Annotated in this window: 24 protein-coding genes, 1 tRNA gene and 1 pseudogene; 18 read left to right on the top strand and 8 right to left on the bottom strand. The window is 62.7% G+C overall.

Going from position 1 to position 22,813, the window contains the following annotated elements; all coding sequences use genetic code 11:
• Positions 1-99: 99 nt before the first annotated feature.
• The 14 genes from V1289_RS26625 to V1289_RS26690 all read left to right on the top strand — a co-directional run bounded on the left by V1289_RS26625 (position 100) and on the right by V1289_RS26690 (position 11,648).
• Positions 100-408 carry a UBP-type zinc finger domain-containing protein gene (locus V1289_RS26625; RefSeq protein ID WP_334400178.1) on the top strand — a complete coding sequence of 103 codons (309 nt, stop codon included), beginning with the start codon at positions 100-102 and terminating at the stop codon, positions 406-408.
• 170 nt (positions 409-578) lie between these two features.
• Complete coding sequence (locus tag V1289_RS26630; protein WP_334400180.1) at positions 579-1,070, top strand: hypothetical protein; 492 nt, start codon at positions 579-581, stop codon at positions 1,068-1,070.
• A 129-nt stretch (positions 1,071-1,199) separates the two neighbouring features.
• On the top strand, positions 1,200-2,024 hold the full coding sequence (locus tag V1289_RS26635) for an alpha/beta fold hydrolase (protein ID WP_334400182.1): 825 nt from the start codon (positions 1,200-1,202) through the stop codon (positions 2,022-2,024).
• Between the two features lie 17 nt (positions 2,025-2,041).
• Positions 2,042-2,701 (top strand): epimerase, encoded by a 660-nt coding sequence (locus tag V1289_RS26640; protein WP_334400184.1) that lies wholly within the window; start codon positions 2,042-2,044, stop codon positions 2,699-2,701.
• 189 nt (positions 2,702-2,890) lie between these two features.
• Complete coding sequence (murA, locus tag V1289_RS26645) at positions 2,891-4,180, top strand: UDP-N-acetylglucosamine 1-carboxyvinyltransferase (protein ID WP_334400186.1); 1,290 nt, start codon at positions 2,891-2,893, stop codon at positions 4,178-4,180.
• A 94-nt stretch (positions 4,181-4,274) separates the two neighbouring features.
• Entirely contained in the window at positions 4,275-4,724 is a 450-nt protein-coding gene (locus tag V1289_RS26650) for a DUF2948 family protein (protein WP_334407697.1), read from the top strand.
• A 195-nt stretch (positions 4,725-4,919) separates the two neighbouring features.
• Positions 4,920-6,215, top strand: a complete 1,296-nt coding sequence (gene hisD / locus V1289_RS26655) for a histidinol dehydrogenase (protein ID WP_334400188.1) — start codon at positions 4,920-4,922, stop codon at positions 6,213-6,215.
• Positions 6,212-6,715, top strand: coding sequence for a UPF0262 family protein (locus V1289_RS26660; protein ID WP_334400190.1), 504 nt, complete (start codon positions 6,212-6,214; stop codon positions 6,713-6,715). The genes hisD and V1289_RS26660 overlap by 4 nt, the downstream gene beginning before the upstream one ends.
• Before the next feature lie 162 nt (positions 6,716-6,877).
• Positions 6,878-7,345: an arsenate-mycothiol transferase ArsC gene (locus V1289_RS26665; RefSeq protein ID WP_334400192.1), complete on the top strand. Its 468-nt coding sequence runs from the start codon at positions 6,878-6,880 to the stop codon at positions 7,343-7,345.
• Between the two features lie 200 nt (positions 7,346-7,545).
• The gene (locus tag V1289_RS26670; protein WP_334400194.1) at positions 7,546-8,958 is read left to right on the top strand and encodes an amidase; all 1,413 of its coding nucleotides are present in this window, start codon (positions 7,546-7,548) and stop codon (positions 8,956-8,958) included.
• A gap of 194 nt (positions 8,959-9,152) precedes the next feature.
• Positions 9,153-9,776, top strand: a complete 624-nt coding sequence (locus tag V1289_RS26675) for a Maf-like protein (RefSeq protein ID WP_309181738.1) — start codon at positions 9,153-9,155, stop codon at positions 9,774-9,776.
• On the top strand, positions 9,766-9,957 hold the full coding sequence (gene yacG / locus V1289_RS26680) for a DNA gyrase inhibitor YacG (protein WP_334400197.1): 192 nt from the start codon (positions 9,766-9,768) through the stop codon (positions 9,955-9,957). The genes V1289_RS26675 and yacG overlap by 11 nt, the downstream gene beginning before the upstream one ends.
• A gap of 294 nt (positions 9,958-10,251) precedes the next feature.
• Complete coding sequence (locus tag V1289_RS26685; protein WP_334400199.1) at positions 10,252-11,235, top strand: Bug family tripartite tricarboxylate transporter substrate binding protein; 984 nt, start codon at positions 10,252-10,254, stop codon at positions 11,233-11,235.
• 337 nt (positions 11,236-11,572) lie between these two features.
• Positions 11,573-11,648: transfer RNA gene (locus V1289_RS26690), tRNA-Phe, on the top strand.
• A 142-nt stretch (positions 11,649-11,790) separates the two neighbouring features.
• Here V1289_RS26690 and V1289_RS26695 read toward each other — a convergent pair.
• The 3 genes from V1289_RS26695 to V1289_RS26705 all read right to left on the bottom strand — a co-directional run bounded on the left by V1289_RS26695 (position 11,791) and on the right by V1289_RS26705 (position 15,439).
• Positions 11,791-13,542, bottom strand: coding sequence for a TRAP transporter large permease (locus V1289_RS26695; RefSeq protein ID WP_334400201.1), 1,752 nt, complete (start codon positions 13,540-13,542; stop codon positions 11,791-11,793).
• The gene (locus tag V1289_RS26700) at positions 13,539-14,207 is read right to left on the bottom strand and encodes a TRAP transporter small permease subunit (protein ID WP_334400203.1); all 669 of its coding nucleotides are present in this window, start codon (positions 14,205-14,207) and stop codon (positions 13,539-13,541) included. The genes V1289_RS26695 and V1289_RS26700 overlap by 4 nt, the downstream gene beginning before the upstream one ends.
• Before the next feature lie 92 nt (positions 14,208-14,299).
• Positions 14,300-15,439, bottom strand: a complete 1,140-nt coding sequence (locus tag V1289_RS26705; RefSeq protein WP_334400205.1) for a TRAP transporter substrate-binding protein — start codon at positions 15,437-15,439, stop codon at positions 14,300-14,302.
• A gap of 104 nt (positions 15,440-15,543) precedes the next feature.
• Here V1289_RS26705 and V1289_RS26710 point away from each other — a divergent pair.
• Positions 15,544-15,856, top strand: a pseudogene (locus V1289_RS26710) (transposase); the annotation flags it as partial.
• 221 nt (positions 15,857-16,077) lie between these two features.
• Here V1289_RS26710 and V1289_RS26715 read toward each other — a convergent pair.
• Entirely contained in the window at positions 16,078-16,326 is a 249-nt protein-coding gene (locus tag V1289_RS26715) for a hypothetical protein (protein ID WP_334408017.1), read from the bottom strand.
• On the opposite strand from V1289_RS26715, the gene V1289_RS26720 reads away from it, so the two are divergent.
• Entirely contained in the window at positions 16,241-17,227 is a 987-nt protein-coding gene (locus tag V1289_RS26720) for an ABC transporter substrate-binding protein (protein WP_334400207.1), read from the top strand. The two genes, V1289_RS26715 and V1289_RS26720, sit on opposite strands and share 86 nt — an antisense overlap.
• An 82-nt stretch (positions 17,228-17,309) precedes the next feature.
• Here V1289_RS26720 and V1289_RS26725 read toward each other — a convergent pair whose 3' ends face one another.
• From V1289_RS26725 to V1289_RS26740, 4 genes are all read right to left on the bottom strand, one after another.
• Positions 17,310-17,840 (bottom strand): hypothetical protein, encoded by a 531-nt coding sequence (locus tag V1289_RS26725; RefSeq protein WP_334400209.1) that lies wholly within the window; start codon positions 17,838-17,840, stop codon positions 17,310-17,312.
• An 89-nt stretch (positions 17,841-17,929) separates the two neighbouring features.
• Positions 17,930-18,136, bottom strand: coding sequence for a hypothetical protein (locus tag V1289_RS26730; RefSeq protein ID WP_334400212.1), 207 nt, complete (start codon positions 18,134-18,136; stop codon positions 17,930-17,932).
• A gap of 188 nt (positions 18,137-18,324) precedes the next feature.
• Entirely contained in the window at positions 18,325-19,917 is a 1,593-nt protein-coding gene (locus tag V1289_RS26735) for a porin (RefSeq protein ID WP_334400214.1), read from the bottom strand.
• Between the two features lie 334 nt (positions 19,918-20,251).
• Positions 20,252-20,521, bottom strand: a complete 270-nt coding sequence (locus V1289_RS26740) for a hypothetical protein (protein WP_334400216.1) — start codon at positions 20,519-20,521, stop codon at positions 20,252-20,254.
• A 273-nt stretch (positions 20,522-20,794) separates the two neighbouring features.
• On the opposite strand from V1289_RS26740, the gene V1289_RS26745 reads away from it, so the two are divergent.
• A complete protein-coding gene (locus V1289_RS26745) occupies positions 20,795-21,466 on the top strand; it encodes a response regulator transcription factor (protein ID WP_334400218.1) in 672 nt (223 codons plus the stop codon).
• Positions 21,463-22,773 carry an ATP-binding protein gene (locus V1289_RS26750; protein WP_334400219.1) on the top strand — a complete coding sequence of 437 codons (1,311 nt, stop codon included), beginning with the start codon at positions 21,463-21,465 and terminating at the stop codon, positions 22,771-22,773. Before V1289_RS26745 ends, V1289_RS26750 begins: the two co-directional genes overlap by 4 nt.
• Positions 22,774-22,813: the final 40 nt, after the last annotated feature.

Consider the following 22,813-nt stretch of genomic DNA (forward strand, 5'->3'; position numbering starts at 1 on the left):
CACTTGATGCGCGATGGATGCCGGTTCGCATAGCAATCAAGCTTGCGCAGATTGCGTAGACTTATCTGCGTAGAAAACGCGTCAAAACAAAGAAAGCGCATGTCAAAAGGCTGCACCCACATCGCCGGCATCCATACCGTCACGCCGAGCGCGCTCGGCTGCGAGGAATGCCTCAAGAGCGGCAGCCGGTGGCTGCATCTGCGGATCTGCCGCAGCTGCGGCCATGTCGGCTGCTGCGACGATTCCCCGAACAAGCACGCGTCAGCGCATTTCCACGCCACCGGCCATCCGATCATCGAAGGCTATGATCCGCCGGAAGGCTGGGGCTGGTGCTATGTCGATGAAGTGCTGTTCGACCTCTCGAACCGCAAGACACCGCATAACGGGAAAATCCCGCGTTATTACTAGCTCCAGTTTTTTGAGCTGCCTTTATTTGTGACAGACATGCAAACTGTTCAAGCAAATCCATACTTTAGTTGATGCACATGATATGCTGACCATCCTGCCACGGATGCATGTGGTAATTTTCTCCGCTGCGTCGTAACCTCCTGACCGGTTCTCAACGGGGAGTGCACCACATGGTCTTGGGGATGAGCTTGGCGACGTTCACGTTGGTTCACGTGATCATCAGCCTGATCGGAATTGTCGCAGGCCTGGTCGTGATGTTCGGGATGCTCGCCTCCGACCGGAAGCCCGGCCTGACCGCGATCTTCCTGCTGTTCACGATCCTGACCAGCGCCACCGGCTTCCTGTTTCCGTTCACGCAGGTGCTGCCGTCGCACATGATCGGTATCCTCTCGCTGGTGCTGCTGGCGATCGCCTGCATCGCGCTCTACGCCATGAAGCTTTCCGGTTCGTGGCGCTGGATCTATGTGGTGACGGCCCTGCTCTCGCTCTACTTCAATGTGTTCGTGCTGGTGATCCAGAGCTTCCTCAAGATACCGGCGCTGACCGCGGTGGCGCCGGGCAATCCGCCGTCCGGACCGGTGTTCGCGGTGGTCCAGGGCATCGTGCTGGTGTTCTTCGTCCTGATGATCATCGGCGCGTGGCGGCGATTCAAGCCGGCGTGAAATTCGGCTGAACCAGTCTCGTCATTCCGGGGCGCGCGAAGCGCGAACCCGGAATCTCGATCAACATATCTCTGGATTCCGGGTCCACGCTTACGCGTGTCCCGGAATGACGACAAAGAGGAGCGCATCATGCCCACGATCACGACCAAGGACGGCATCGAGATTTTCTACAAGGACTGGGGCTCGGGGCAGCCCATCGTGTTCAGCCACGGCTGGCCGTTGTCATCAGATGACTGGGACGCGCAGATGCTGTTTTTTCTCAACCACGGCTATCGCGTCATCGCCCATGACCGCCGCGGCCACGGCCGGTCCAGCCAGACCGGCGACGGCCATGACATGGATCATTATGCCGATGATCTGGCGGCGGTGACGGCGCATCTCGACCTTAAGAATGCGGTTCACGTCGGCCATTCCACCGGCGGCGGCGAGGTGGTGCATTACATTGCCCGCCATGGCGAGAGCCGGGTGGCAAAGGCGGCCATCATCAGCGCGGTGCCGCCGCTGATGGTGCAGACACCCGCCAATCCTGGCGGCCTGCCCAAGGAAGTGTTTGACGGATTGCAGGCGCAACTCGCGGCCAATCGCTCGGAATTCTATCGCGCACTCCCGGCGGGGCCGTTCTACGGCTACAATCGGCCGGGCGCCAAACCTTCCGAGGCCGTAATCCAGAACTGGTGGCGCCAGGGCATGATGGGCGGCGCCAAGGCGCATTACGACGGCATCGTCGCCTTCTCGCAGACCGATTTCACCGACGACCTCAAGAAGATCTCCGTGCCCGTGCTGGTGATGCATGGCGATGACGACCAGATCGTCCCCTATGCCGATTCCGGGCCGCTGTCGGCCAAGCTGTTGAAGAACGGCAGCTTGAAGACCTACAAGGGCTTTCCGCACGGCATGCCGACCACGGAAGCCGCCACGATCAACGCCGATCTGCTGGCGTTCATCAAGCGATGAACGGAGTTCACCCTGATATGAAAGTCATCCTGTTCGGCGCCACCGGCATGGTCGGGCAGGGCGTCCTGCGCGAATGCCTGATCGATCCGGGCATCGAGCGCGTGGTGGTGGTCGGGCGCAGCCCGACCGGGCGGACGCACGCCAAGCTCAGCGAAGTCCTGCACGATGATTTTACGGATTTCTCGGCGATCGAATCGCAACTCGCAGGATACGACGCCTGCTTCTTCTGCCTCGGCGTTTCCTCGATCGGCATGGACGAGGCGCGCTACCGGCATCTGACCTACGATATCACGCTTGCGGCGGCGAAGACGCTGTCACGGCTCAATCCCGGCATGGTGTTCACCTACGTCACCGGCCGCAGCACCGATTCAACCGAGCAGGGCCCGCAGATGTGGGCGCGGGTCAAAGGCAAGACCGAAAACGACCTGCTCAAGCTGCCGTTCAAGGCGGCCTACATGTTCCGGCCCGCCGGCATCCAGCCGCTGCACGGGGTGCGATCGAAGACCGCTTGGGTCCAGGCGATCTATGTCGTCACCGCGCCGCTGTTGTCATACCTCAATCGCGTCGCGCCGAAATACATGACGACCTCCGAGCAACTCGGCCGCGCCATGATCAAGGTCGCCAGGGACGGCTATCCGAAGCCGGTGCTGGAGAGCGAGGATATCAATCGCATTTAATCGCGTCGTCATTCCGGGGCGCGCGCAGCGCGAACCCGGAATCTCGAGATTCCGGGTTCGGTGCTACGCACCGCCCCGGAATGACACTGCGGTTGGATATCCAACCCATCAAATAGCCGCAAATTTCAAGGCCTTTTGCGCTGGGCGCATACCCCCTATAGTCAAGAAATAATCGGGGCAGGAAATAATATGGACCGCATTCGTATTGTCGGCGGCAGCAAGCTCAACGGCACCATTGCGATCTCGGGTGCGAAGAATGCGGCGCTGCCTCTGATGATCGCAGGCTTGCTGACCGAGGAAACGCTGATCCTCGACAACGTGCCGCGGCTCGCCGACGTCGCGCAATTGCAGCGCATCCTCGGCAATCATGGCGTCGACATCATGTCCGCGGGCAAGCGGCCCGGCGACCGCGAATATCAGGGCCAGACCCTGCATATTTCGGCGGCCGATATCATCGACACCACCGCGCCCTATGAGCTGGTGTCGCGGATGCGCGCCAGCTTCTGGGTGATCGCGCCGCTCTTGGCCCGGATGCACGTGGCAAAGGTCTCGCTGCCGGGCGGCTGCGCGATCGGCACGCGGCCGGTCGATCTCTTGATCATGGCGATGGAGAAACTCGGCGCCGACATCGCCATTGATGGCGGCTATGTGATCGCGAAAGCGCCGGGCGGCCTGCGCGGCGCCCCGATCGATTTCCCCAAGGTGACCGTGAGCGGCACCCATGTCGCGCTGATGGCGGCAAGCCTCGCCAGCGGCACGACTGAAATCACCAATGCGGCCTGCGAGCCGGAAATTAAGGACGTCGCCGACTGCCTGAACAAGATGGGCGCGCGCATCAGCGGCGCCGGCACGCCGCGTATCGTCATCGAGGGCGTGACAAAACTTCATGGCGCGCGGCATACCGTGCTGCCCGATCGCATCGAGGCCGGCACCTATGCGATGGCGGTGGCCATGACCGGCGGCGACGTGCAGCTCTCGGGCGCGCGGCCGGAGCTGCTGCAGTCGGCGCTCGACGTGCTGACCGAGGCCGGCGCCGTCATCTCCATCAATAATGAGGGCATTCGCGTCGCGCGCAATGGCGCCGGGATCAGGCCGGTCAAGGTCGCGACCGCGCCGTTTCCGGGCTTTCCCACCGATCTGCAGGCGCAATTGATGGCGCTGATGGCCTGCGCCGGCGGCTCCTCGGAGATTACCGAGACGATCTTCGAAAACCGCTTCATGCACGTTCAGGAGCTGGCGCGGTTCGGCGCGAAGATTTCGCTCGATGGCGAGACCGCGACCATCGAGGGGTCCGCAATACTGCGCGGCGCGCCGGTCATGGCGACCGATTTGCGCGCGTCGGTGTCGCTGGTGATCGCGGGGCTTGCCGCCGAAGGCGAGACCATGGTCAACCGGGTCTATCACCTCGACCGCGGCTTTGAGCGGCTGGAGGAAAAACTGTCGGCCTGCGGCGCGTCGATCCAGCGCATCAGCGACTAACGCGTATCCCGCAAAACCATCTCCGCGGTCATGATCCGTACCGGTTTTGCGATTAGGATACGCGCAAATTGAAGGTAAGGTTTTGCCGATGGCGGTGCCCGACCAGCTCAAACTGATTGCGCTCGATGCGGACGATCTCGCGGTGATATCCGCGCATGTGCAGGACGCCCGCGTGCAGACATCCGATATCGTCTGGCGGCAGGACCAAATGCGGCTGGTGGTCGGCATGAACCGGCTGGACTGGGAACAGACGTTAACCGGCGGAACGCGCCCCCGCCGCCTGATCGCGGCGCTGCGCTTCGACCGGGTGCTGGCCTGCAAGTCGCGCAACATCGACCTCGGGCAGCCCCAGGCGACGCTGGAACTGGTCGGGATCGAATTCCACCCCGGCGAGGTCCCAGGCGGCAGCGCGCTGCTGCTGTTTGGCCATGGCGGGGCGCTGCGGCTGGACGTCGAATGCCTGGAATGCGAGCTGACCGACCTTGGGACAGACGATCTCGGGACCAGCGATGTCGGCACCGCGCCGTCAGGGTTCGAGGTGTGACAGGGTCATTCCGGGGCGATGCGAAGCATCGAACCCGGAATCTCGAGATTCCGGGTCTGGTCCGGAGCCTGTCATCGGGCGGCGCAAAAGCCGACCCGTTGGGACCATCCCGGAATGACCGGCCCCAAAGGGTTGACGGCCCTTGGCCGCCGCGCCATTGAGCATGGGCCCTTAGATGAGTCCCAGAAAGCCGTCATGCCCGTTCGCCTTGACCGAAGCAACGCCGATTTCGACGCGCAATTCGCGAAATTTCTCGTCGCCAAGCGCGAAGTCTCGGCCGACGTCGAACGGGCGACCCGCGCCATCGTCGACGACGTGGCCGCGCGCGGCGACGCCGCGCTGATCGAGGCGACGCGCAAGTTCGACCGGCTCGACATTGCAGCCTCCGGCCTGCGCGTGACCGCGGCCGAGGTCGACGCCGCGGTCGGGGCCTGCGATGCCCCAACCCTGGATGCGCTGAAATTCGCGCGCGACCGGATCGAGGTTTTTCACCGCCGTCAATTGCCGAAGGACGAGCGCTTCACCGATGCGCTCGGCGTCGAGCTCGGCTGGCGCTGGAGCGCGGTCGATGCGGTCGGGCTCTACGTTCCCGGCGGCACCGCCGCCTATCCGTCCTCGGTGCTGATGAACGCGGTGCCGGCGAAAGTCGCGGGCGTGCCGCGCGTGGTGATGGTGGTGCCGTCGCCGGACGGCAAGCTCAATCCGCTGGTGCTGGCGGCGGCCCATCTCGGCGGCGTCTCCGAAATCTATCGCGTCGGCGGCGCGCAGGCGGTGGCGGCGTTGGCCTACGGCACCGCCACCATCGCGCCGGTCGCCAAAATCGTCGGCCCCGGCAACGCCTATGTCGCCGCCGCCAAGCGCCAGGTTTTCGGCAAGGTCGGCATCGACATGATCGCGGGTCCCTCTGAAGTGCTGGTCATCGCCGACGATACCGGCAACGCCGGCTGGATCGCCGCCGATCTGCTGGCGCAGGCCGAGCACGACGCCAGCGCGCAGTCGATCCTGATCACCGACAGCGCGGCGCTGGCCGCCGAGGTCGAACGCGCGCTGGAAGCCCAGCTTGTGACGCTGCCACGCGCGCAAATCGCGCGGGCCTCGTGGAACGAGTTTGGCGCCATCATCATGGTAAAACAGCTCGACGAGGCGGTGGTGCTCGCCAACGCCATCGCCGCCGAGCATCTCGAAATCATGACCGCGGATGCCGAGGCGCTGTCGGCAAAAATCCGCAACGCCGGCGCGATCTTCCTCGGCCCCCATACGCCGGAGGCGATCGGCGATTATGTCGGCGGCTCCAACCACGTGCTGCCGACCGCGCGCTCGGCGCGGTTCTCGTCGGGCCTCGGCGTACTTGACTTCATGAAGCGGACCTCGATCCTCAAATGCGGGCCGGACCAGTTGCGCGCGCTGGGACCGGCTGCGATGACGCTTGGTAAAGCTGAAGGTCTCGATGCCCATTCACGTTCCGTAGGACTTCGTCTCAACCTCACATGACCAAGCCGCCACCAGACGAGGACCAGCACAAGCGCATCGTCGCGGTGACGCTCGATGAGGAATCGATCGGGCGTTCCGGCCCCGACATCGAGCATGAACGTGCGATCGCGATCTACGATCTGATCGAGCAGAACCTGTTCGCGCCGGAAGGGGCAGAGACCGGGCCGTTCACGCTGCATCTGGCCATCACCGGCAACCGGCTGGCGTTCGACATCCGCCGCGAGGACGGCACGCCCGTGGTGGCGCATTTGCTGTCGCTGACGCCGTTCCGGCGCATCGTGAAGGACTATTTCATGATCTGCGACAGCTATTATCAGGCGATCCGGACCGCGACGCCGGACAAGATCGAGGCCATCGACATGGGCCGCCGCGGCATCCATGACGAAGGTTCGCGCACCCTGCAGGAACGGCTGAAAGGCAAGGTAAGGATCGATTTCGAAACCGCCCGGCGGCTGTTCACGCTGATCTGCGTTCTGCACTGGAAGGGGCAGGACGCATGATCCCGAAAAGTGGGGACCGGTTTTCGGATCAGATCATGCGTAAAACAGAACGCATGACCCCGAAAAGTGCGAAGCGGTTTTCGGAGCAGGTCATGCTTCACATGAAGCGCATGATCCCGATGCCGGAGAAGGTCTCGCCTCAAACGAGAAAAGCCTGAGCGCATGATGGCGCCGCTTCGCGCCCGTAATCCGCAAGCCGTGCTGTTCGCATGCGGCTTCAACAGCGTGCGTTCGCCGATGGCCGAGAGCCTGCTGCAGCAGATGTTCCCGCAGGCGCTTTATGTCAGGTCGGCCGGCGTCAAGAAGGGCGAACTGGATCCGTTCGCGGTCGCCGTGATGGCGGAACTCGGCCAGGACATCTCGCGTCACAAGCCGATGACGTTCGAGGAACTCGACGATTGGGAAGGGCTGAATTTCGACCTGATCATCACGCTGTCGCCGGAAGCGCACCACAGGGCGCTGGAACTGACGCGCACCATGGCAGCCGACGTCGAATACTGGCCGACGCATGACCCGACCGGCACCGAGGGCAGCCGCGAGCAGAAGCTCGGGGCTTATCGCGAGGTCTGCGACACGCTTCTGCTGCGCATCCGCAAGCGGTTTTCCAAGGTGGGCGCGGCAAGCGGGTGACACATCCGCGCTGTCGAAAAGCAGGGACCCATACGCCGCGGCGGAGCAATTTGAGGTAGTGGCTGTCGCACATTTCTTTTCCACTACGACGGCCGGTGGTTATGGGCCCCTGCTTTCGCAGGGGCGACGCAAGGCAGGCGCAGTGTTAGTCTGACCGGCGGGCGGGTGGCGCAGCTTCATTGCACATGGGGGAGTAAATAATGAGCGAGATCTGGCAGCTCCCGGCCACCGAACTGGCGCAGCGCATTGCGCGCCGGCAGCTCAGTTCGGCGGAGGTGGTCGATGCCCATTTGGCGCGTATCGATGCCGTGAACCCGGCGCTCAATGCCGTGGTGAAAATCCTGGCCGACGAGGCCCGCGCGGCGGCGGCCGTGGCCGACCGGCGGCTGGCGGCCGGCGAGGCCGTCGGCCCGCTGCATGGCGTGCCGTTTACGGTGAAGGAAAATATCGACATGGCCGGGCTGCCGACCACCTGGGGCGTGCCGGCGCTGGCCAAGGCGGTGGTGCCGGCGGATGCGCCGGTGGTCGAACGCATGCGCGCCGCCGGCGCGATCCCGATCGGCCGCACCAATCTACTCGACATGGCGCTGCGCGTGCACACCGACAGTTCGCTGCACGGTCTGACCCGTAATCCCTGGCACCCCGGGCGCACCGCCGGCGGCTCCAGCGGCGGCGAGGCCGCGGCGCTGGCCAGCGGCATGAGTCCGATCGGCCTTGGCAACGACATCGGCGGCTCGCTGCGCAATCCGGCCAACGCTTGCGGCATCGCCTCGATCCGTCCGTCCGCCGGCCGCGTGCCGGATGCGGGTTATGTGCCGGCCGAAGACCGCATGCTGGCGGTGCAACTGATGAACGTGCAGGGTCCGATGGCCCGCCGCGTCGCGGATGTGCGGCTCGGCCTGCGCGTCCTGATGGGGGCGCATCCGCGCGACCCCTGGTCGATCGATGCGCCGTTCGATGGCCCGGCAGTGGCCCGGCCGATTCGCGTCGCCGTATTGCCCGAGCCGCCCGGCGGCAGCACCGATCCAAAGGTGGCGGCGACGGTGCGGCGCGCCGCAGCGGCGCTGGCCGACGCCGGTTATGTCGTCGAAGAAGCCAGCCCGCCGCGCTACGCCGACGCGGTCAACTGCTGGGCCCGCTTCATCATGGGCGATTTCGGCTCGGTGTTGGCGATGCTGTCGCCGATGATGGGCGCCGAGGCGATGGCTTTTCTGGATGGCTTCAATGCGGCGGTAACGCCCTTGGCCGACCTCGCGGCATGGTCGCAGCTGATGGTCGAGCGCGACGGCATCGCCCGCGCCTGGTCGAGCTTCATGGCGGACCGGCCGCTGCTGCTGTCGCCGACCTGGACGCAATTGCCGTTCGAGCATGGTTTTGACTCGGCGACCCCGGCGGGAGCGGCTGCGACCAAGGAGCTGATGCGCCCGGTGGTTCCGGCCAATCTGCTCGGGCTGCCGTCGGCCTGCGTGCCGGCCGGTCGCGACGCCGACACCGGATTGCCGATCGGCGTGCTGATCACCGGGCGGCGGTTACGCGAAGACCTCTGCCTCGAAGCAGCCGAGGCCATCGAGGCCCGCCTCGGTGTGGCGACGCCGATCGATCCGGTGCGCTGAATCCGCCGCGGCTCGATCCGACAAGGCCGGTGTCACGGAATCGCAATGTTGGCCGTGCCGATCCTGCGTCACGGCGCCGGAGCTCCCGCTTGCTCGGGGGCCGCGATGGTCGGGTTCCCCGGTTGTGAAAAGCGGTGCCTTCCGATAGGTTCCGCGCGCATTCAGCCCCCGAATCCTTCCCGAAAAAAATTCGCATGCTTGGCCGTCCCAAATTCGTTCTTGCCTCCGGTTCGCCGCGACGGCTCAGCCTGCTCAACCAGTCCGGTATCGAGCCCGACGCGCTGCGTCCCGCCGACGTCGACGAGACCCCGAAGCGGGGCGAACTGCCGCGCGCCTGCGCCAATCGCCTCGCCCGCGCCAAGGCCGATGCGGCGCTGAAATCCGTCCAGCTCGACGACGAGCTGCGTGGCTCCTTCATCCTCGCCGCCGACACCGTGGTCGCGGTCGGCCGCCGCATCCTGCCGAAGGCCAATCTGGTCGACGAGGCCGCGCAATGCCTGCGGCTGTTGTCGGGCCGCAACCACCGCGTCTACACCGCGATCTGCCTGGTGACGCCGAAGGAGGCCTTTCGCCAGCGCCTGATCGAGACCCGGGTGCGCTTCAAGCGGCTCAGCGAGGACGACATCCAGGCCTATATCGGCTCCGGCGAATGGCGCGGCAAAGCCGGCGGCTACGCGGTGCAGGGCATCGCCGGATCCTTCGTGGTCAAGATGGTCGGCTCCTACAGCAACATCGTCGGCCTGCCGCTGTACGAGACGGTCACGCTGCTCGGCGGCGAGGGCTTTCCGATCCGCTTCGGCTGGTTGAATGCCAGCTAAGCCAACCAACGATACCGGCTCCGGCAAGGCGGCCGCAAAGAAGTGCCCGACCTGCGGCAAGCCGGCCTCCGGCCCGACGCTGCCGTTCTGTTCGCCGCGCTGCCGCGATGTCGATCTCAACCGCTGGCTGTCCGGCTCCTACGTCATTCCCGGCAAGGACGACGAGGAAGACGCGGAATAGGCTTATTCCGTTCGGGTAGAATCATGACGGCGCATTCCGTGGCCTCATGGTTCTCCCGGCGATGCGAAGCATCGTCCGGAGACGCGCGGCGGTGCCGCGCTCCTCACCATGAGGGTTTGAGACCTCATCCTGAGGAGCCCCGCGAAGCGGGGCGTCTCGAAGGATGAAGCCACCGCACCGGACAATGCCCCATCCCGCTTTAGGCGCATTGATTTAATCGGGGCCTGTCTCCACACTCCCCTGCAACAGCACGACCTGAGGCAATCAGGCGGTTCCTGCCGGAGGGGTCGTCCCATGCTGAATCGCCGCAATTTTGTCGGCCTCACGGCTGCTGCCGTGGCCGCGCCTTCGATTCTAACCTCGCGCGCCCTTGCCGCCGACTGGCCGGTCAAGCCGGTGCGCATCGTGGTGCCGTTCACGCCGGGCGGCTCGACCGACATCACCGCGCGCCTGGTCGGCAACCGCCTGCAGGAGGTCTGGGGCCAGTCGGTGGTGATCGAGAACAAGCCGGGCGCCGGCGGCAACATCGCCGCCGACATGGTCGCCCATTCCGACGCCGACGGCTACACCATCTTCATCGCCGGGCCGGGGATGGCGACCAACCAGTTTCTCTATCCGTCATTGACCTACGATTCCGTCGCCGACTTTGCGCCGGTGACGATGCTGATCACCCAGCCCAATCTGATGTGCGTGCCGAATTCCTCGCCCGCGAAATCGGTCCAGGAGTTCATCGCCTATTGCAACGCCAACCGCGGCAAGGTCACCTACGCCTCGTCCGGCAACGGCACCACGCTGCATCTGAGCGGCGAGCTGTTCAAGCGGCTCGCCAAGGTTGAGATGACGCACATCCCCTATCGCGGCGGCGCGCCGGCGATCAACGACCTCATTCCCGGCCGCGTCGACGTCATCTTCGACAACATGCCCTCGATCCTGCAGCACGCCAGGGGCGGCCAGGTGCGCGCGCTCGCGGTGACGACGAAGGAGCGCGTGTCGGTCGTGCCGGAGATTCCGACCATCGCCGAATCCGGCGTGCCCGGCTTCGACGTGTTTTCGTGGTTCGGCTTCTTCGTGCCGATCAAGACGCCGCCGGACGTCGTCGCCAAGATCAACGCCGACACCAACGCGGCGCTGGTCCATCCCGCGGTCAAGACCCGGTTCGAGGAACTCGGCGCCAACCCGAAAGGCTCGACCCGGGCCGAGCTGGCCCGCTTCCTGAAGTCGGAAATCGACAAATGGGGCCCGGTGATCCAGGAGGCCAGGATCAGGGTGGAGAATTAAGGGGGGAACGGCTTCGCTGCACCTCTCCCGCTTGCGGGTGGGGAAACTCTCTCCACACGGGCAGTCTGACTCGCGGCGGCACCCCCACCCCAACCCGCCCCCGCAAGCGGGAGAGGGAGCGCGGTCCCTCCGCGGTCGCCGTTCGACCTAATCCCATCACGCTTGAGCCAGACTCCCGCAACAGCTGCCCCGATGCGAAATAGCGGTTAATTCTCAATACCTTGGGGGCAGAATCGAAGCGGGGCCCGCCGCGCCGTAGCCGAAGGCGAAGGCGGGTGGACACAGCCGCCCAGCCTGACTATAAACCGGCGCTCCCGGGCCATGGCCGCAGGGAAATGCCCAGGTAGCTCAGTTGGTAGAGCATGCGACTGAAAATCGCAGTGTCGGTGGTTCGATCCCGCCCCTGGGCACCACCAAGTTCGGTCCTGCTGTAGCCAAAGGACTTTCCGAGTGAAAGCTCGTCCCGGCGTAGCCCGTTGGGCGAAGCCCGATGGTTCGATCACGCCCCTGGGCACCATTTGGTCTGCCAAGCCGCTCTCTGCCGCCCGCCGCGCCTCAACCTCCGTACAGATAGTTCGGCAGCCACAGCGTCATGCCGGGCCAGAGGTACATGATGACCATGCACAGGATAACGATCAGCATGTAGGGCATCATGCCGGCAAAGATCTGGTTCAGCGTGACATGCTTTGGCGACACGCCCTTCAGATAGAAGGCCGACATCGCCACCGGCGGCGACAGGAACGCCGCCTGCAAGTTCACGAACACCAGCGTGCCCCACAGGATCGGGTCGATGTTGAAGTGCTTCAGCATCGGCAGGAAGATCGGCACGAAGATGATGATGATCTCGGTCCATTCGAGCGGCCAGCCGAGCACGAAGATGATCGCCTGCGACAGGAGCATGAACTGCACAGGTGTCATGTTGAGCGACAGCACCCAGTGCTCGAGCAGCGCCTGGCCGCCGAGAATCGCGAACACCGCCGAGAACAGCGCCGAGCCGACGAACAGCCAGCACACCATCGCGGTGGTCTTCGCGGTCAGGAACACCGCTTCCTTGGTACGCTTCCAGTCGAGCGTGCGGGCTTGCACCGCCAGCAAGAATGCGCCAAAGGCGCCAACGGCGGCGGACTCGGTTGCGGTGCAGATTCCGAACAGGATTACGGCGAGCACGACGACGGTGAGAATGCCGAGCGGCATGGTCGACGAGGCCAGCAGTCTCACAACCGAGAGCCGCTCGGCGTTGAACCTCCAGTAGTAACGGACCTGCAACAGCGCGCAAACAGCCGTGATGCCCCAGAACCAGAGGTAGAATTCGAGTCCTGGCCCCAGTTCAGCGGGCGTGGCCTCGTTCGTAACCAGCTCTGGTGTGCCCAATTGCTGCACGCCGGTTACCGCGAGTTCGATGGCAGCCTGCTGGTGAATAACGACGTACCACCAGACGGTGGCCATCGTGCCGGCGACGATCATAAACGGCACCAGCGCGTAACCGAAACTTGAGAGCAGCATCCAGTAGCTGACCAGACGGCCTTCCGCGTCGATTTGCCTTGCCCTCGACGGCGAGAGCAGCCCCTTGATCAACGAGATCAGGATCGTTTGCGAACGATAGGTATCCTCGAACTTCGACAGCCATGCCGGCACCGGAACCTTCGTTTGGTCCTCCGGCAATGGCGGGGCGATCTTCGGATTGATCATCGCCCAGGCGACTATGTAAATGAGATACAGGAACGACAGAAAGAAGCCGGGGAACATCGCCGCCGCGTACAGCTTGACGATCGACTGACCGGCGACCGCGGCATAGACGATGATCATGACCGACGGCGGAATCAGAATGCCGAGCGTGCCGCCGGCCGTGATGACGCCGGAGGCGAGCTTCACGTCGTACCCCGCCTTGAGCATGGGATTAAATGCGATGACGCCCATCAGCACCACCACCGCGCCGACAAGGCCGCTCGCGATCCCCCAAAACGTGCAGACGATCAGGGTCGCGACCGCAAGCGAAGCCGGCACGCGGCGGAACGCGAGCTGGATCGAGTAGAACATCTTGTCGACCAGCGCGCCGCGCTCCATCACGTAGCCCATCAGCACGAACAGCGGGATGGAGATCAGGACGTCGTTGGTCATGGCGCCGTAGGTGCGCTCAACCATCAAATCGAACACGCGGTTGTCGGCCCAGGAATGCGTCGGGTCATAGAACGCGATGTAGCCAAAAACTATGCCCAGGCCCATCAGCGTGAACGCTGTCGGGAAGCCCATCATGATCACAACCACGATGAGCGTGAGCATCAGGAGCCCGAGTGCCGGATCGCTCATGTGTTCAGGTCCCCGCCCATACCGCGCTGGCGCGCACTCTCGTCGATTTCATGCGCCCGCTCGATGGCAAACTTGCGCGACTCCTCATCGACATATTCGCTGTGGGCGAGCTGCTGCTCGATGACGTCGATCTCCGCGACGTCCCTCAGTCGGCTGGGCCATTCGCCGGTCCGCAGGCAGACGACGCAACGCACGATCTCGGCGACGCCTTGCAGCATCACCAGCGCGCCGGCGATGGGGATCACGGATTTGAAGTGATAAACCGGCGGCCCATCTGCCGTGACATTCGAATGCTCCGCGATCCGCCACGAGTCGGCGGCGTAGTCAAAGCCCGCATATATGAGGGCGGCGATACCGGGGATAAAAAAACCCGCATATAGCACGATGTCCAGCCACGCCTGCATGCGCGGTCGCATCGAGCTGTAAAGGAAGTCGCCGCGGACATGGGCGTTCTGCGCCAGCGTGTAGGCGCCGCACAGCATAAACGCGCTTCCGTACAGCATGTTATTAAGATCGAAGATCCACGCCGTCGGCATGTTCATGATGTAGCGCTTGAACACTTCGACGCAGACGACGGCCATCAGCAATATGATCAACCAGGCCGCGGCCTTGCCGCACCACGTGCTGATTTCGTCAATGACAAGCAGAAGTTTCTGGACGGTCATTGGTCGCCGCCGATTAATCCGAGGAAAGAATGAAATGACAAAGCACCATCCGGTCGCCGTCCCGAACGGTGCCTTGCCGATTCAATATGTCGTCAGCTCTTCTTCGCGGTCCCTTTTGGCCCGAAGTAGTAATCGAACGCCATCTTGCGGTTGACGACGGTGTCCTGTTCCCATTGCGTCACCCGGCGGGCAAACGCGATCTGCGATTCGACGATTTCCTTGAACAGCGGATTTGTCGCCGAGTACTTCTTCACGATGTCATCGAAGATCTCAAGCTGCCGTTTGAGAATTGCATCCGGCGTCTTGTAGAACTTCACCTTGTCCTTGGTCTGCAACTCGATGTAGTCCTGCGAGTATCGGTCGATCGCCTTCCATTGCATCTCTTGCGAAGCGGCGCTCACCGCATTGGCAATGATCGCCTTCATCTTGTCTGGCAGCGCGTCGTATTTCGTCTTGTTGAACGTGATCTCCAGCTGCTCGGCGTTCTGGTGGTAGCTCTGCAGCATGCAGACCTTGGAGACGTCGGCGAAGCCAAGCAGGCGGTCCGACGTGGCGTTGTTGAACTCAGCCGCGTCGAGCAGGCCGCGATCCATCGCCGACACGATTTCGCCGCCGGGCAGCGCGTTCACCGCGGCGCCCATGGCCGTGAACATGTCGATGGAGATGCCGACGGTGCGGAATTTGACGCCGTTGAAGTCGTCGACGCTGGTGACCGGTTTCTTGAACCACCCGAGCGGCTGCGTCGCCATCGGAGCGTACGGGAATGAAACGACGTTCAGGCCGAGCGATGCATACAGTTTGGCGAGAAGCTCCTTGCCGCCGCCCCACCTGTGCCAGGCGAGCAGCATGTTGGCGTCCATGGCGTAGCCCGGACCCGAGCCCCACAGCGCCAGCGCGTTCTGCTTGCCGTAGTGGTAGACCAGCACGCCGTGGCCGCCGTCGAGCGTGCCTTTCGACACGGCATCGATCAGCCCGAACGCGGGCACCACGGCGCCGGCGGGAAGCACGTCGATCTTGAGGTCGCCGCCGGTCATGTCGTTGACCGTCTTGGCGTAGTCGAGGGCGTATTCGTGAAAGATATCCTTCGACGGCCAAGTGCTCTGAAAGCGCATACTAATTGGGCCCTGCGCGCTAACGATCGTCGGCGCGGCTACCGTCGCGGCGGCCCCCGCAGCAGCGACCTTGAGAAAGCGGCGGCGGCTGGAAGTACTCCCCTTGTTTGATTTGGTCATGGTTTCCTCCTCCCCTTGGAATAACGATCCCTTGCGGATTAGCCCCCTTTTTATTGGGAGAAGTCAAAGACTTGCGCAGGGGTTTGGCAAGAATGTTCGGGATGATGCGACGCTACGACGCGGATTGCGGTAATGACGCGCCGCACGAGGACCAGACCACGAAGCGTGGCCGCTTTTCAGAAGAGCAGATCATCGGAATTTTGAAAGAGCATGAGGCCGACGTTTCGGTCGCCGATCTGCCGCAAGCATGGCGTCAGCAACGCTAGCATCTACAAATGAAAAGCGAAGTTCGGCGGGATGGAGGTGTCGGAGGCCACGCGGCTGAAGACGCTGGAGGACGAGAACACGCGGCTGAAGCGGTTGCTGGCCGACGCCATGGACAATTCGGCCTTGAAGGACCCTTCTGGAAGGAATGTATGGTCCGCCCCGTCCGTGCAAGGTGTCGTGACGTCGTGGGTGACGATTTCAGTTGCATAAATGTATCCGGCCTCTCGCGAGTGGACTGCTGTTACAGCCAGGCCATGATGAGATCCGCGCACGCGGTTCAGGCACTGGCACCTTAAATTATATAGTTACTTCAATAACATACGAGTTCGTAGTTTTATTCTGAATGGCGCACCATTCGCCTAAGTTTTCCGCTACGCCGCAATTTTTCGCTCGATTCCCGCACCTGGCATTTCGAGCAGCCTCGGAGCCGAGCGCGTTGCCAGCTTCCTTGCCGGCGTCCCGATGCCCTCGAAGCGCGACTTGGTATAGCTTGATCTGCATTTAGCGCAGTCATCAGCCTGAACGAGGGTATTGATGCGGCTCGTTTTCACACTGATCATTTGGCTGTGCAGCACGGCCTTTCCGCATGCGCAGGAGGCGCAGGTCAGGCTCCCGGTCATCGGCTGGCTCTCTCCCTCTACAACACAGGCTTATCAGCAAACTGGTGTTGGAAAACCGGGTCCCCAGCTATTGCGCGAGTCGCTCGCGAGGTTTGGGCTCGTTGATGGAAAGAACGTTCGCCTCGAAATGCGCCTCGCCGAGGGCAGACTGGAACGGTTTCCAGGACTCGCCGAGGGGCTGGTGCGCGACGGCGCCACCGTCATTCTGGCGTTTGGAGAGCCGGCCGGGCAGGCCGCACAAGCCGCGACCGCGACGATTCCTATCGTGTGTGTTGCTGATGACCTCGTAGGCTCCGGGCTCGCCGCCAGCCTGGCAAAGCCCGGCAGCAACATGACGGGTGTAAGCATTCTTGCGACCGAACTCGACGCCAAGAAAATCGAATTGCTGAAAGAGCTGCTGCCGGATGCCAAACGCTTTGGCGTAATCAACGATCCGGCGACAAGCGGCGGAGAGCGCTTGCGGAGGATTGACCAGACTGCGCGCCATCTCGGTGTCGAAATTCAAACGATCGACGTCCACGGGCCTGACGATTTAGAGCCGACCTTCAAGGCGTTGCGGGCGGGCCACGCCGAAGGCGTTAATATTGTCTCTTCGTCGCTGTTCACCAGCTTGCGGCAACGGCTTGGAGAGTTGAGCCTCGCTGCCAGGATCCCTGCGGTCTGCCAATGGCGCAATATGGTCGAAGCCGGGTGCCTCGCGAGTTATGGCATCACAACCGAGGAACTTTACTCGCTCTCCGCCGACCAGGTCGCCAAACTTCTGAAGGGTGCGAAGCCGGCCGATTTGCCGGTCCAACAACCGACAAAGTTCGAGCTTGTCCTCAACCTCAAGTCCGCCAGGACGCTCGGTGTCATCATCCCGTCCGCTCTCGTTCTGCGCGCCGACGAGGTGATCGAGTAGGGAGAGGCTGGACCGACTATTTCCGTTTGCCGGGGGAATTACGGTTGACAGTGCAGGCCGATGCGACGACCCGCAACGAGGTCTATCGGTGTAACGGCGCCGAGAGTTCATAATTGATGCAGTCCATTTTGATATCGTATGGACCCGCATAGATACCGTCGCTGACCCATCGATAGACCTTCGTGTACGTGGTTGTTTGCTCCGAGCGCGGTTGGCGCCCGGCCGGACGTTGAACGTCCGAAATCGTCTTGGACGACTGCTCGGTCAGCGTCAGCTTCTCGTCGGGATGGTCATCGCGTGTAAATACCATGTTCGGAACCAGCCCCGAATTGTTGTTGGTCGCTCGAAAGCTCGAGCTCAGAAGCTCGTCGTACACCGAGGCAAACAGCGATCCCTTGACCCAGGCCTTCGGCAGCATGACGAGCGAGGCGCGGTTGAAGATGACGATCGGCGCGTCCCCGCTCGGGAGCACGCCTCTGCAACCGTAACGCCACTCGCTGGCGGCAGCCGGTGAGGCGGCTGCCATCAAGGCAAGGGCGGTCAGGACGCACAGGATTTTGCGACCGGGCGGCGAGTTCCCGTTCGCGACGGCGGCAAAAGTCGAATAACGCATCGGGCAGGTTCCAGCGGATCGGTTCTTGGTCGCGCCGGGGCGGCTGAATGTTCATTCAAAGGCGGTTCGGACCCGCCGCGGCGTCTCGTTCACACGAAACTTCGGGGCCGCAGCTCGTGAAAAGAAAACCTGATGTTGGTTTCCAGTTTTTCTGATTTCGACTGGGATCCGCTGTTCGATTCCGGCGGCGCCTCGTTGTAGCGATACGCCTTGAACAGCCCGACCGCTCCGGCCGTCAATATGGCGAGCAACAACAGGGCGGAGCCAAGCACCGCGATCTTGTCCCTCTTGCTCATTCCCGTCCCCGATTTTCGGTCGAGCCTATTACAATCCACGGCCGCGCGGAAGTCCGCAGCGACGGATGCGGCAGGGCGAGCTGTCGATAGACGGCGCCATCAAGCCGCCGGCGATCTCGATTTTGCTCCGGCAATCAAAAAACCGGGCTCGGCGACGTGCCGAGCCCGGTTGGGTATCCGAATTTGCATCAGAATGCGATTTGCATTCCGCTCGAGACCGCACTGACGGTTTGACCGGGCATCGGACCGCCGGTTGCAACCCGTGGCGACAGCACCGGAGCGCCGTGTCCCTCGCCGGCACCAAGTCCATAATGGGCGCCGGGCCCCTGCGTGAGGTAGGCGGCGACGAGATAGAGACTGGTGTGCTCGTTCCAGTGATACTTCAGCCCGAGCGAGTACATGTTGACCCGGTCATCAAGTCCGGGAAATTTGGGGCTGCCGGGGGTTTGGCCGGCATGCGCATAGCCCGCCATAAGGTCGACGCCGTATCCCAGATCCTGAACGTCACTGACATAGAAGCCTGGCCGCTGCCGTTCGTTCGTGGCTGCCGCCACACCGTATCGATACAGCTCCTCATAGACGAACGACAATTGATTGTTGAACTGGAAGTGATACGACGCCCCGACCTTGGCCGCGGCCTCGTCGGCAATCACGCCGCCCTTGTCGGACTGCCGGTTGACGTCCTTGTGCAGCTCATAGGCCGCCGTCAAGTACAGCGAACCATACGAATAGCTGAGGGCTGCGCTATAGGCGTCCTTGAACGCGCCGTCGTTGCACAGCGTCTGGGTACCCTGGGCGTTAGGCGTGGCGCCGTTCAGGCTGGGCTGCTGCGAGCCTGAACATACCAGTTCGCCGACCGGAAACGCGTTGTTGCCGGCGGCGGCGAGGTCATCCAGCTTCTGGCCCGGCGAATACAGCGCGTTGAAGGTGAAGCCGTAAATCTCGGGAGAATCGTAGAACACCGAATGCGGCATTCGATAGTCGAATTCGGTTCGACCTTCGCCGGCTGAATTGCCCATGATCGAGTTGTAGTCTCCGACGCTCCCCTTGAACGGGTTCATCAGCGCGGTCGAACGCTTGTAGGGCGTGTCGTCCTTGCCGAACATGAGCTTGCCATAGGGTGTGGCGACGCCGGCAAACGAATTGCGCGATCCGATCGAGCTTGCGACGCCCGGCGTTGCCGACACCTCCGCCATGGTTTCGATCTGGAAAATCGCCCGCCAATAGGGCGATCCCATGTCGATGCCACCGGCGACGCCCAGGAACGACTCGTTGCTCGAAACCTGGTTGATGGTCTTCACGCCGTTGTTGGCGCGATCGAAGGAAAGATCGAGGAAACCATAGACGCCGACATCCACGCCCCACACCCGGGTGCTCAGCGTGTCGCCCAGTACGGGCGCGGGTCCCCGCACGATTCCGGTCTGGGAAGTGTGCGCGAGCTGCGGCACCGCGGCGATGTCAGGCGCGACTGACCCTGCCGGCGCAGGAATCTGGACGCCTGCCGGCCATGCCGGTTGCGGCGCTTTCATCACCGGTGCATCGCCATTTCGACGATGCGCTGCTTGCGAGCTGGATGCGGCGGCCAGTGCGTCCAGCTTCGCCTGCAAGGTCTTCTGCGATGCCTTCATCTGCTGCATTTCGCGTCGAAGCATTTCGACCTCTTGTGCCGCGTCCGACTTGTCTTCCGCAAACGCGGTTTGCGTGATTCCGATTCCGGCGATGCACGCGAGCGTCATCGTTGCGCTTCTCATGATGGCCGCCGAGCCGAGCAATTTGTTCATGACTTCCCCCAAAACCGATTCGAGCTCGATCAAATCCCGAGCGCGCAAACGGTATGGGATACAAAACACCAGCGTAAGAGCTTGGCGCTTCGCGAAAGAAATTAGACGGCGATGTTATCTTTCGAGCACGAAAATGCTTCCGCAGCGCGAATGCATTTGTGTGGCGGATTTGAAACGAAAATATTCCCGCGTCGCGACACGCCTGCATCACGCGTTCGCACCGAGCAATCATTAGGCGACTGCTTCGGTCGATCGATCGATCGCATGTCGTGGTCAATGAAATTGTCGAGCGTCGCATCGAGCGATGACGATGCTGGCGCGACGATCCGGTCTCTCAAGCCGGAAGGTCGCCGGTGCGGTCGAAATCGGAGTCGTGCAGCAGCTTTCCTGGATCGTTCCGCTTTGGCCGGGTCGGTTTCTTGCCGCGAACCGGCTTCTCCCGCGTCGCGATTTCCCGCATCAAGGCGGCCAGGTTTCGCAGCAGGCCGGCTCGCTTCATGGCGTCATGCCGGTCCGGCCCCTGCGGCATGCCGCGTGCGCACTCGATCGCGCGATCGGCCTTCAGGTCCCAGTGGGTTTTGGAATAGGGTTTTCGTTTCCTCACGCAGCGTCCCCCGCAATGACCAAGCCTTCCAATTCGTGCTGGAAGGTCGTTAGAGGCGGCAGCGATACGGAACGGACACGCTTTGGATTGGCGTCTTTTCGGTCGAATTCCAGATCGCAAAAATCCGCGTGGGCGCGCCCGCGCACACGAAGACCATGACCAGGCCGCGGCGCACCATAGAAGACTAGAATTAGCTGGTAATTAGGTTTGTCCCCGGCAGCGGAACGCCTTAAGAATCCCGGCATCGCCTACCGATGCGGGGACTTCGGCAGAATGCGGATCTTGCTAATCGAAGACGACGCGATGATCGGCCGCAGCCTCACCCGGGGCTTGGAAAATCACGGGATGTCCGTCGACTGGGTCAGATCCGGAGCGGATGGCCGAATGGCATTGAAATCGGAGGCCGAGGAACATGCACTTGTGTTGCTCGACCTCGGTTTGCCGGACATGTCCGGACTGGAAGTGCTGCGGCACGCCCGCGCGACGCGCAAGGTGCTTCCCATCCTGGTGATTACCGCAAGGGACGGCCTTGACGACCGCATTGCCGGCCTCGACCTCGGCGCCGACGACTACATCATCAAGCCGTTTCAGCTCGGCGAACTGCTGGCCCGCATGCGAGCCGTGATGCGCCGCTTTCACGGACAGGCTCAATCCCTGGTCGTCAGCGGCGATATCTCGCTCGACCTTGCGACCCATGAGGCCGAGTACAAGGATATGAAACGGATTCTCTCGGCCCGGGAATTCGCGTTGTTGCGGGTGTTGATGCAGCGGCCCGGCACGATCGTTTCCCGCGCACAGATCGAACAGCAGATTTACGGCTGGGGTGAAGAGGTCGAAAGTAACGCCGTCGACGTGCTGATTCATTCGATCCGGAAGCGGTTTGACAAGGACATCATTCGCAATGTGCGCGGCGCCGGCTGGATGATCACAAGGGACAGCACATGACCTCCTTGCGCAAGGTCGCCCTGATATGGACCACCATCCTGATCGCGCTGGTCGCGACCGCGGCGGTGCTCGCGACGCGGCATGTCGCGACCGTCGAGGTCAACAAGCTGCTCGACAACGAACTGCAGCAGATCGCCATCAATGCCGGCCGCGGCCTGTCGGAGGTCGCCCAGGCGCCGCTGCAGAAAACCGAAATCGAAAATCGCATCGCCGTGCAGATATGGACCGTAACCGGCGAACTGATTCACCAGGGGCCGGCAACCGACCGGCTGCCAAGATCGACGGAGCTGGGATTTTCCGACGTCGAATTCGGCGGCAATTCCTGGCGTGTGTTCACCGCCGGCGATGGCGATCTGTTTGCCCAGGTCGCGCAACGCTGGAGCGCCCGCATCGAAATCGCAAACCATGCCGCCGAGGCCGCGGCGGTGCCGCTGCTGGCCGCACTCCCGATCGCGTGGATCGCGGTCATTCTGGGAATAGACCGGCTGCTGCAGCGTTTCGCCGGTTTTGCAAATGCGCTCGCGCTGCGAAGCGTCGACGCAAAGGATCCGATCATCCCGGGCAAAATGCCCGACGAGTTCGTTCCGATCATCGGCGCGATCAACCATCTGATCGACCGGCATCAGCTTGCGGTCGAGCAACAGAAGCAATTCGTGTCGGAAGCCGCCCACGAGCTGCGCACGCCGCTGGCCGCATTGCAAATCCAGATCGACAATCTCAGGGGCCAGCCTGACGTTGCGGCCCGGAACGAGATCCTCAACGAACTGAGCGGCGGCATCCGGCGTGCAAGCGCGATGGTGGGGCAATTACTCAAAATGGCGCGTCTGGACAATTCGTCACTCGACAGAACCGAAGCGGTCGTCGATCTCAGGGAATTGATGCTGTCGGTCGTGTCGGAGTTTGTCCCGGCCTCTGCAAGGAGTGGCGTCGAGATCGGTATGACCTTCGATGACGATTTTCGCGCCAGGGTGCCCGATGCGGATATCCGCCTGCTGTTTGCCAACCTGATCGATAACGCGATCCGTTACACCGCGCCCGGCGGCAACGTCGACGTTCTCATCAAGCGGGCCAATTCGGATATATCCGTCAGGATACTGGATTCCGGAATCGGCATTCCGGAGACCGCACTGCCGCGCATCTTCGATCGATTCTATCGGGCCGCGCCTGCCGATATCGAAGGAACCGGTCTGGGACTGGCGATCGCGCGCAAGATCGCGGAAAGAAACAATTTCCAGCTGACCATCGCCAACCGGCTGGATCGCAGGGGAGTGCTTGCGCAAGTCCTGATACCGCTTTCAGCGGCCTGACATGATGGCGCGGCCGGTTGGGCGAAGCCGGGTGGTTCGA

This window comes from Bradyrhizobium sp. AZCC 2289, from assembly GCF_036924615.1.
In the GTDB taxonomy this organism is placed as follows: Bacteria; Pseudomonadota; Alphaproteobacteria; order Rhizobiales; family Xanthobacteraceae; genus Bradyrhizobium.

Excerpts from the sequence above, each read along its gene's own strand:
- yacG (WP_334400197.1), top strand. The coding sequence starts at position 9,766 with ATGCCAGCTAAGCCAACCAACGATACCGGCTCCGGCAAGGCGGCCGCA.
- V1289_RS26630 (WP_334400180.1), top strand. The coding sequence starts at position 579 with ATGGTCTTGGGGATGAGCTTGGCGACGTTCACGTTGGTTCACGTGATC.
- V1289_RS26725 (WP_334400209.1), bottom strand. The coding sequence starts at position 17,840 with ATGCGTTATTCGACTTTTGCCGCCGTCGCGAACGGGAACTCGCCGCCC.
- V1289_RS26750 (WP_334400219.1), top strand. The coding sequence starts at position 21,463 with ATGACCTCCTTGCGCAAGGTCGCCCTGATATGGACCACCATCCTGATC.
- V1289_RS26660 (WP_334400190.1), top strand. The coding sequence starts at position 6,212 with ATGACCAAGCCGCCACCAGACGAGGACCAGCACAAGCGCATCGTCGCG.
- V1289_RS26700 (WP_334400203.1), bottom strand. The coding sequence starts at position 14,207 with ATGACCGTCCAGAAACTTCTGCTTGTCATTGACGAAATCAGCACGTGG.
- V1289_RS26625 (WP_334400178.1), top strand. The coding sequence starts at position 100 with ATGTCAAAAGGCTGCACCCACATCGCCGGCATCCATACCGTCACGCCG.
- V1289_RS26685 (WP_334400199.1), top strand. The coding sequence starts at position 10,252 with ATGCTGAATCGCCGCAATTTTGTCGGCCTCACGGCTGCTGCCGTGGCC.
- V1289_RS26715 (WP_334408017.1), bottom strand. The coding sequence starts at position 16,326 with ATGACCGGGAGCCTGACCTGCGCCTCCTGCGCATGCGGAAAGGCCGTG.
- hisD (WP_334400188.1), top strand. The coding sequence starts at position 4,920 with ATGCCCGTTCGCCTTGACCGAAGCAACGCCGATTTCGACGCGCAATTC.
- murA (WP_334400186.1), top strand. The coding sequence starts at position 2,891 with ATGGACCGCATTCGTATTGTCGGCGGCAGCAAGCTCAACGGCACCATT.
- V1289_RS26635 (WP_334400182.1), top strand. The coding sequence starts at position 1,200 with ATGCCCACGATCACGACCAAGGACGGCATCGAGATTTTCTACAAGGAC.
- V1289_RS26730 (WP_334400212.1), bottom strand. The coding sequence starts at position 18,136 with ATGAGCAAGAGGGACAAGATCGCGGTGCTTGGCTCCGCCCTGTTGTTG.
- V1289_RS26670 (WP_334400194.1), top strand. The coding sequence starts at position 7,546 with ATGAGCGAGATCTGGCAGCTCCCGGCCACCGAACTGGCGCAGCGCATT.
- V1289_RS26695 (WP_334400201.1), bottom strand. The coding sequence starts at position 13,542 with ATGAGCGATCCGGCACTCGGGCTCCTGATGCTCACGCTCATCGTGGTT.
- V1289_RS26720 (WP_334400207.1), top strand. The coding sequence starts at position 16,241 with ATGCGGCTCGTTTTCACACTGATCATTTGGCTGTGCAGCACGGCCTTT.
- V1289_RS26665 (WP_334400192.1), top strand. The coding sequence starts at position 6,878 with ATGATGGCGCCGCTTCGCGCCCGTAATCCGCAAGCCGTGCTGTTCGCA.
- V1289_RS26640 (WP_334400184.1), top strand. The coding sequence starts at position 2,042 with ATGAAAGTCATCCTGTTCGGCGCCACCGGCATGGTCGGGCAGGGCGTC.
- V1289_RS26675 (WP_309181738.1), top strand. The coding sequence starts at position 9,153 with ATGCTTGGCCGTCCCAAATTCGTTCTTGCCTCCGGTTCGCCGCGACGG.
- V1289_RS26745 (WP_334400218.1), top strand. The coding sequence starts at position 20,795 with ATGCGGATCTTGCTAATCGAAGACGACGCGATGATCGGCCGCAGCCTC.
- V1289_RS26735 (WP_334400214.1), bottom strand. The coding sequence starts at position 19,917 with ATGAACAAATTGCTCGGCTCGGCGGCCATCATGAGAAGCGCAACGATG.
- V1289_RS26705 (WP_334400205.1), bottom strand. The coding sequence starts at position 15,439 with ATGACCAAATCAAACAAGGGGAGTACTTCCAGCCGCCGCCGCTTTCTC.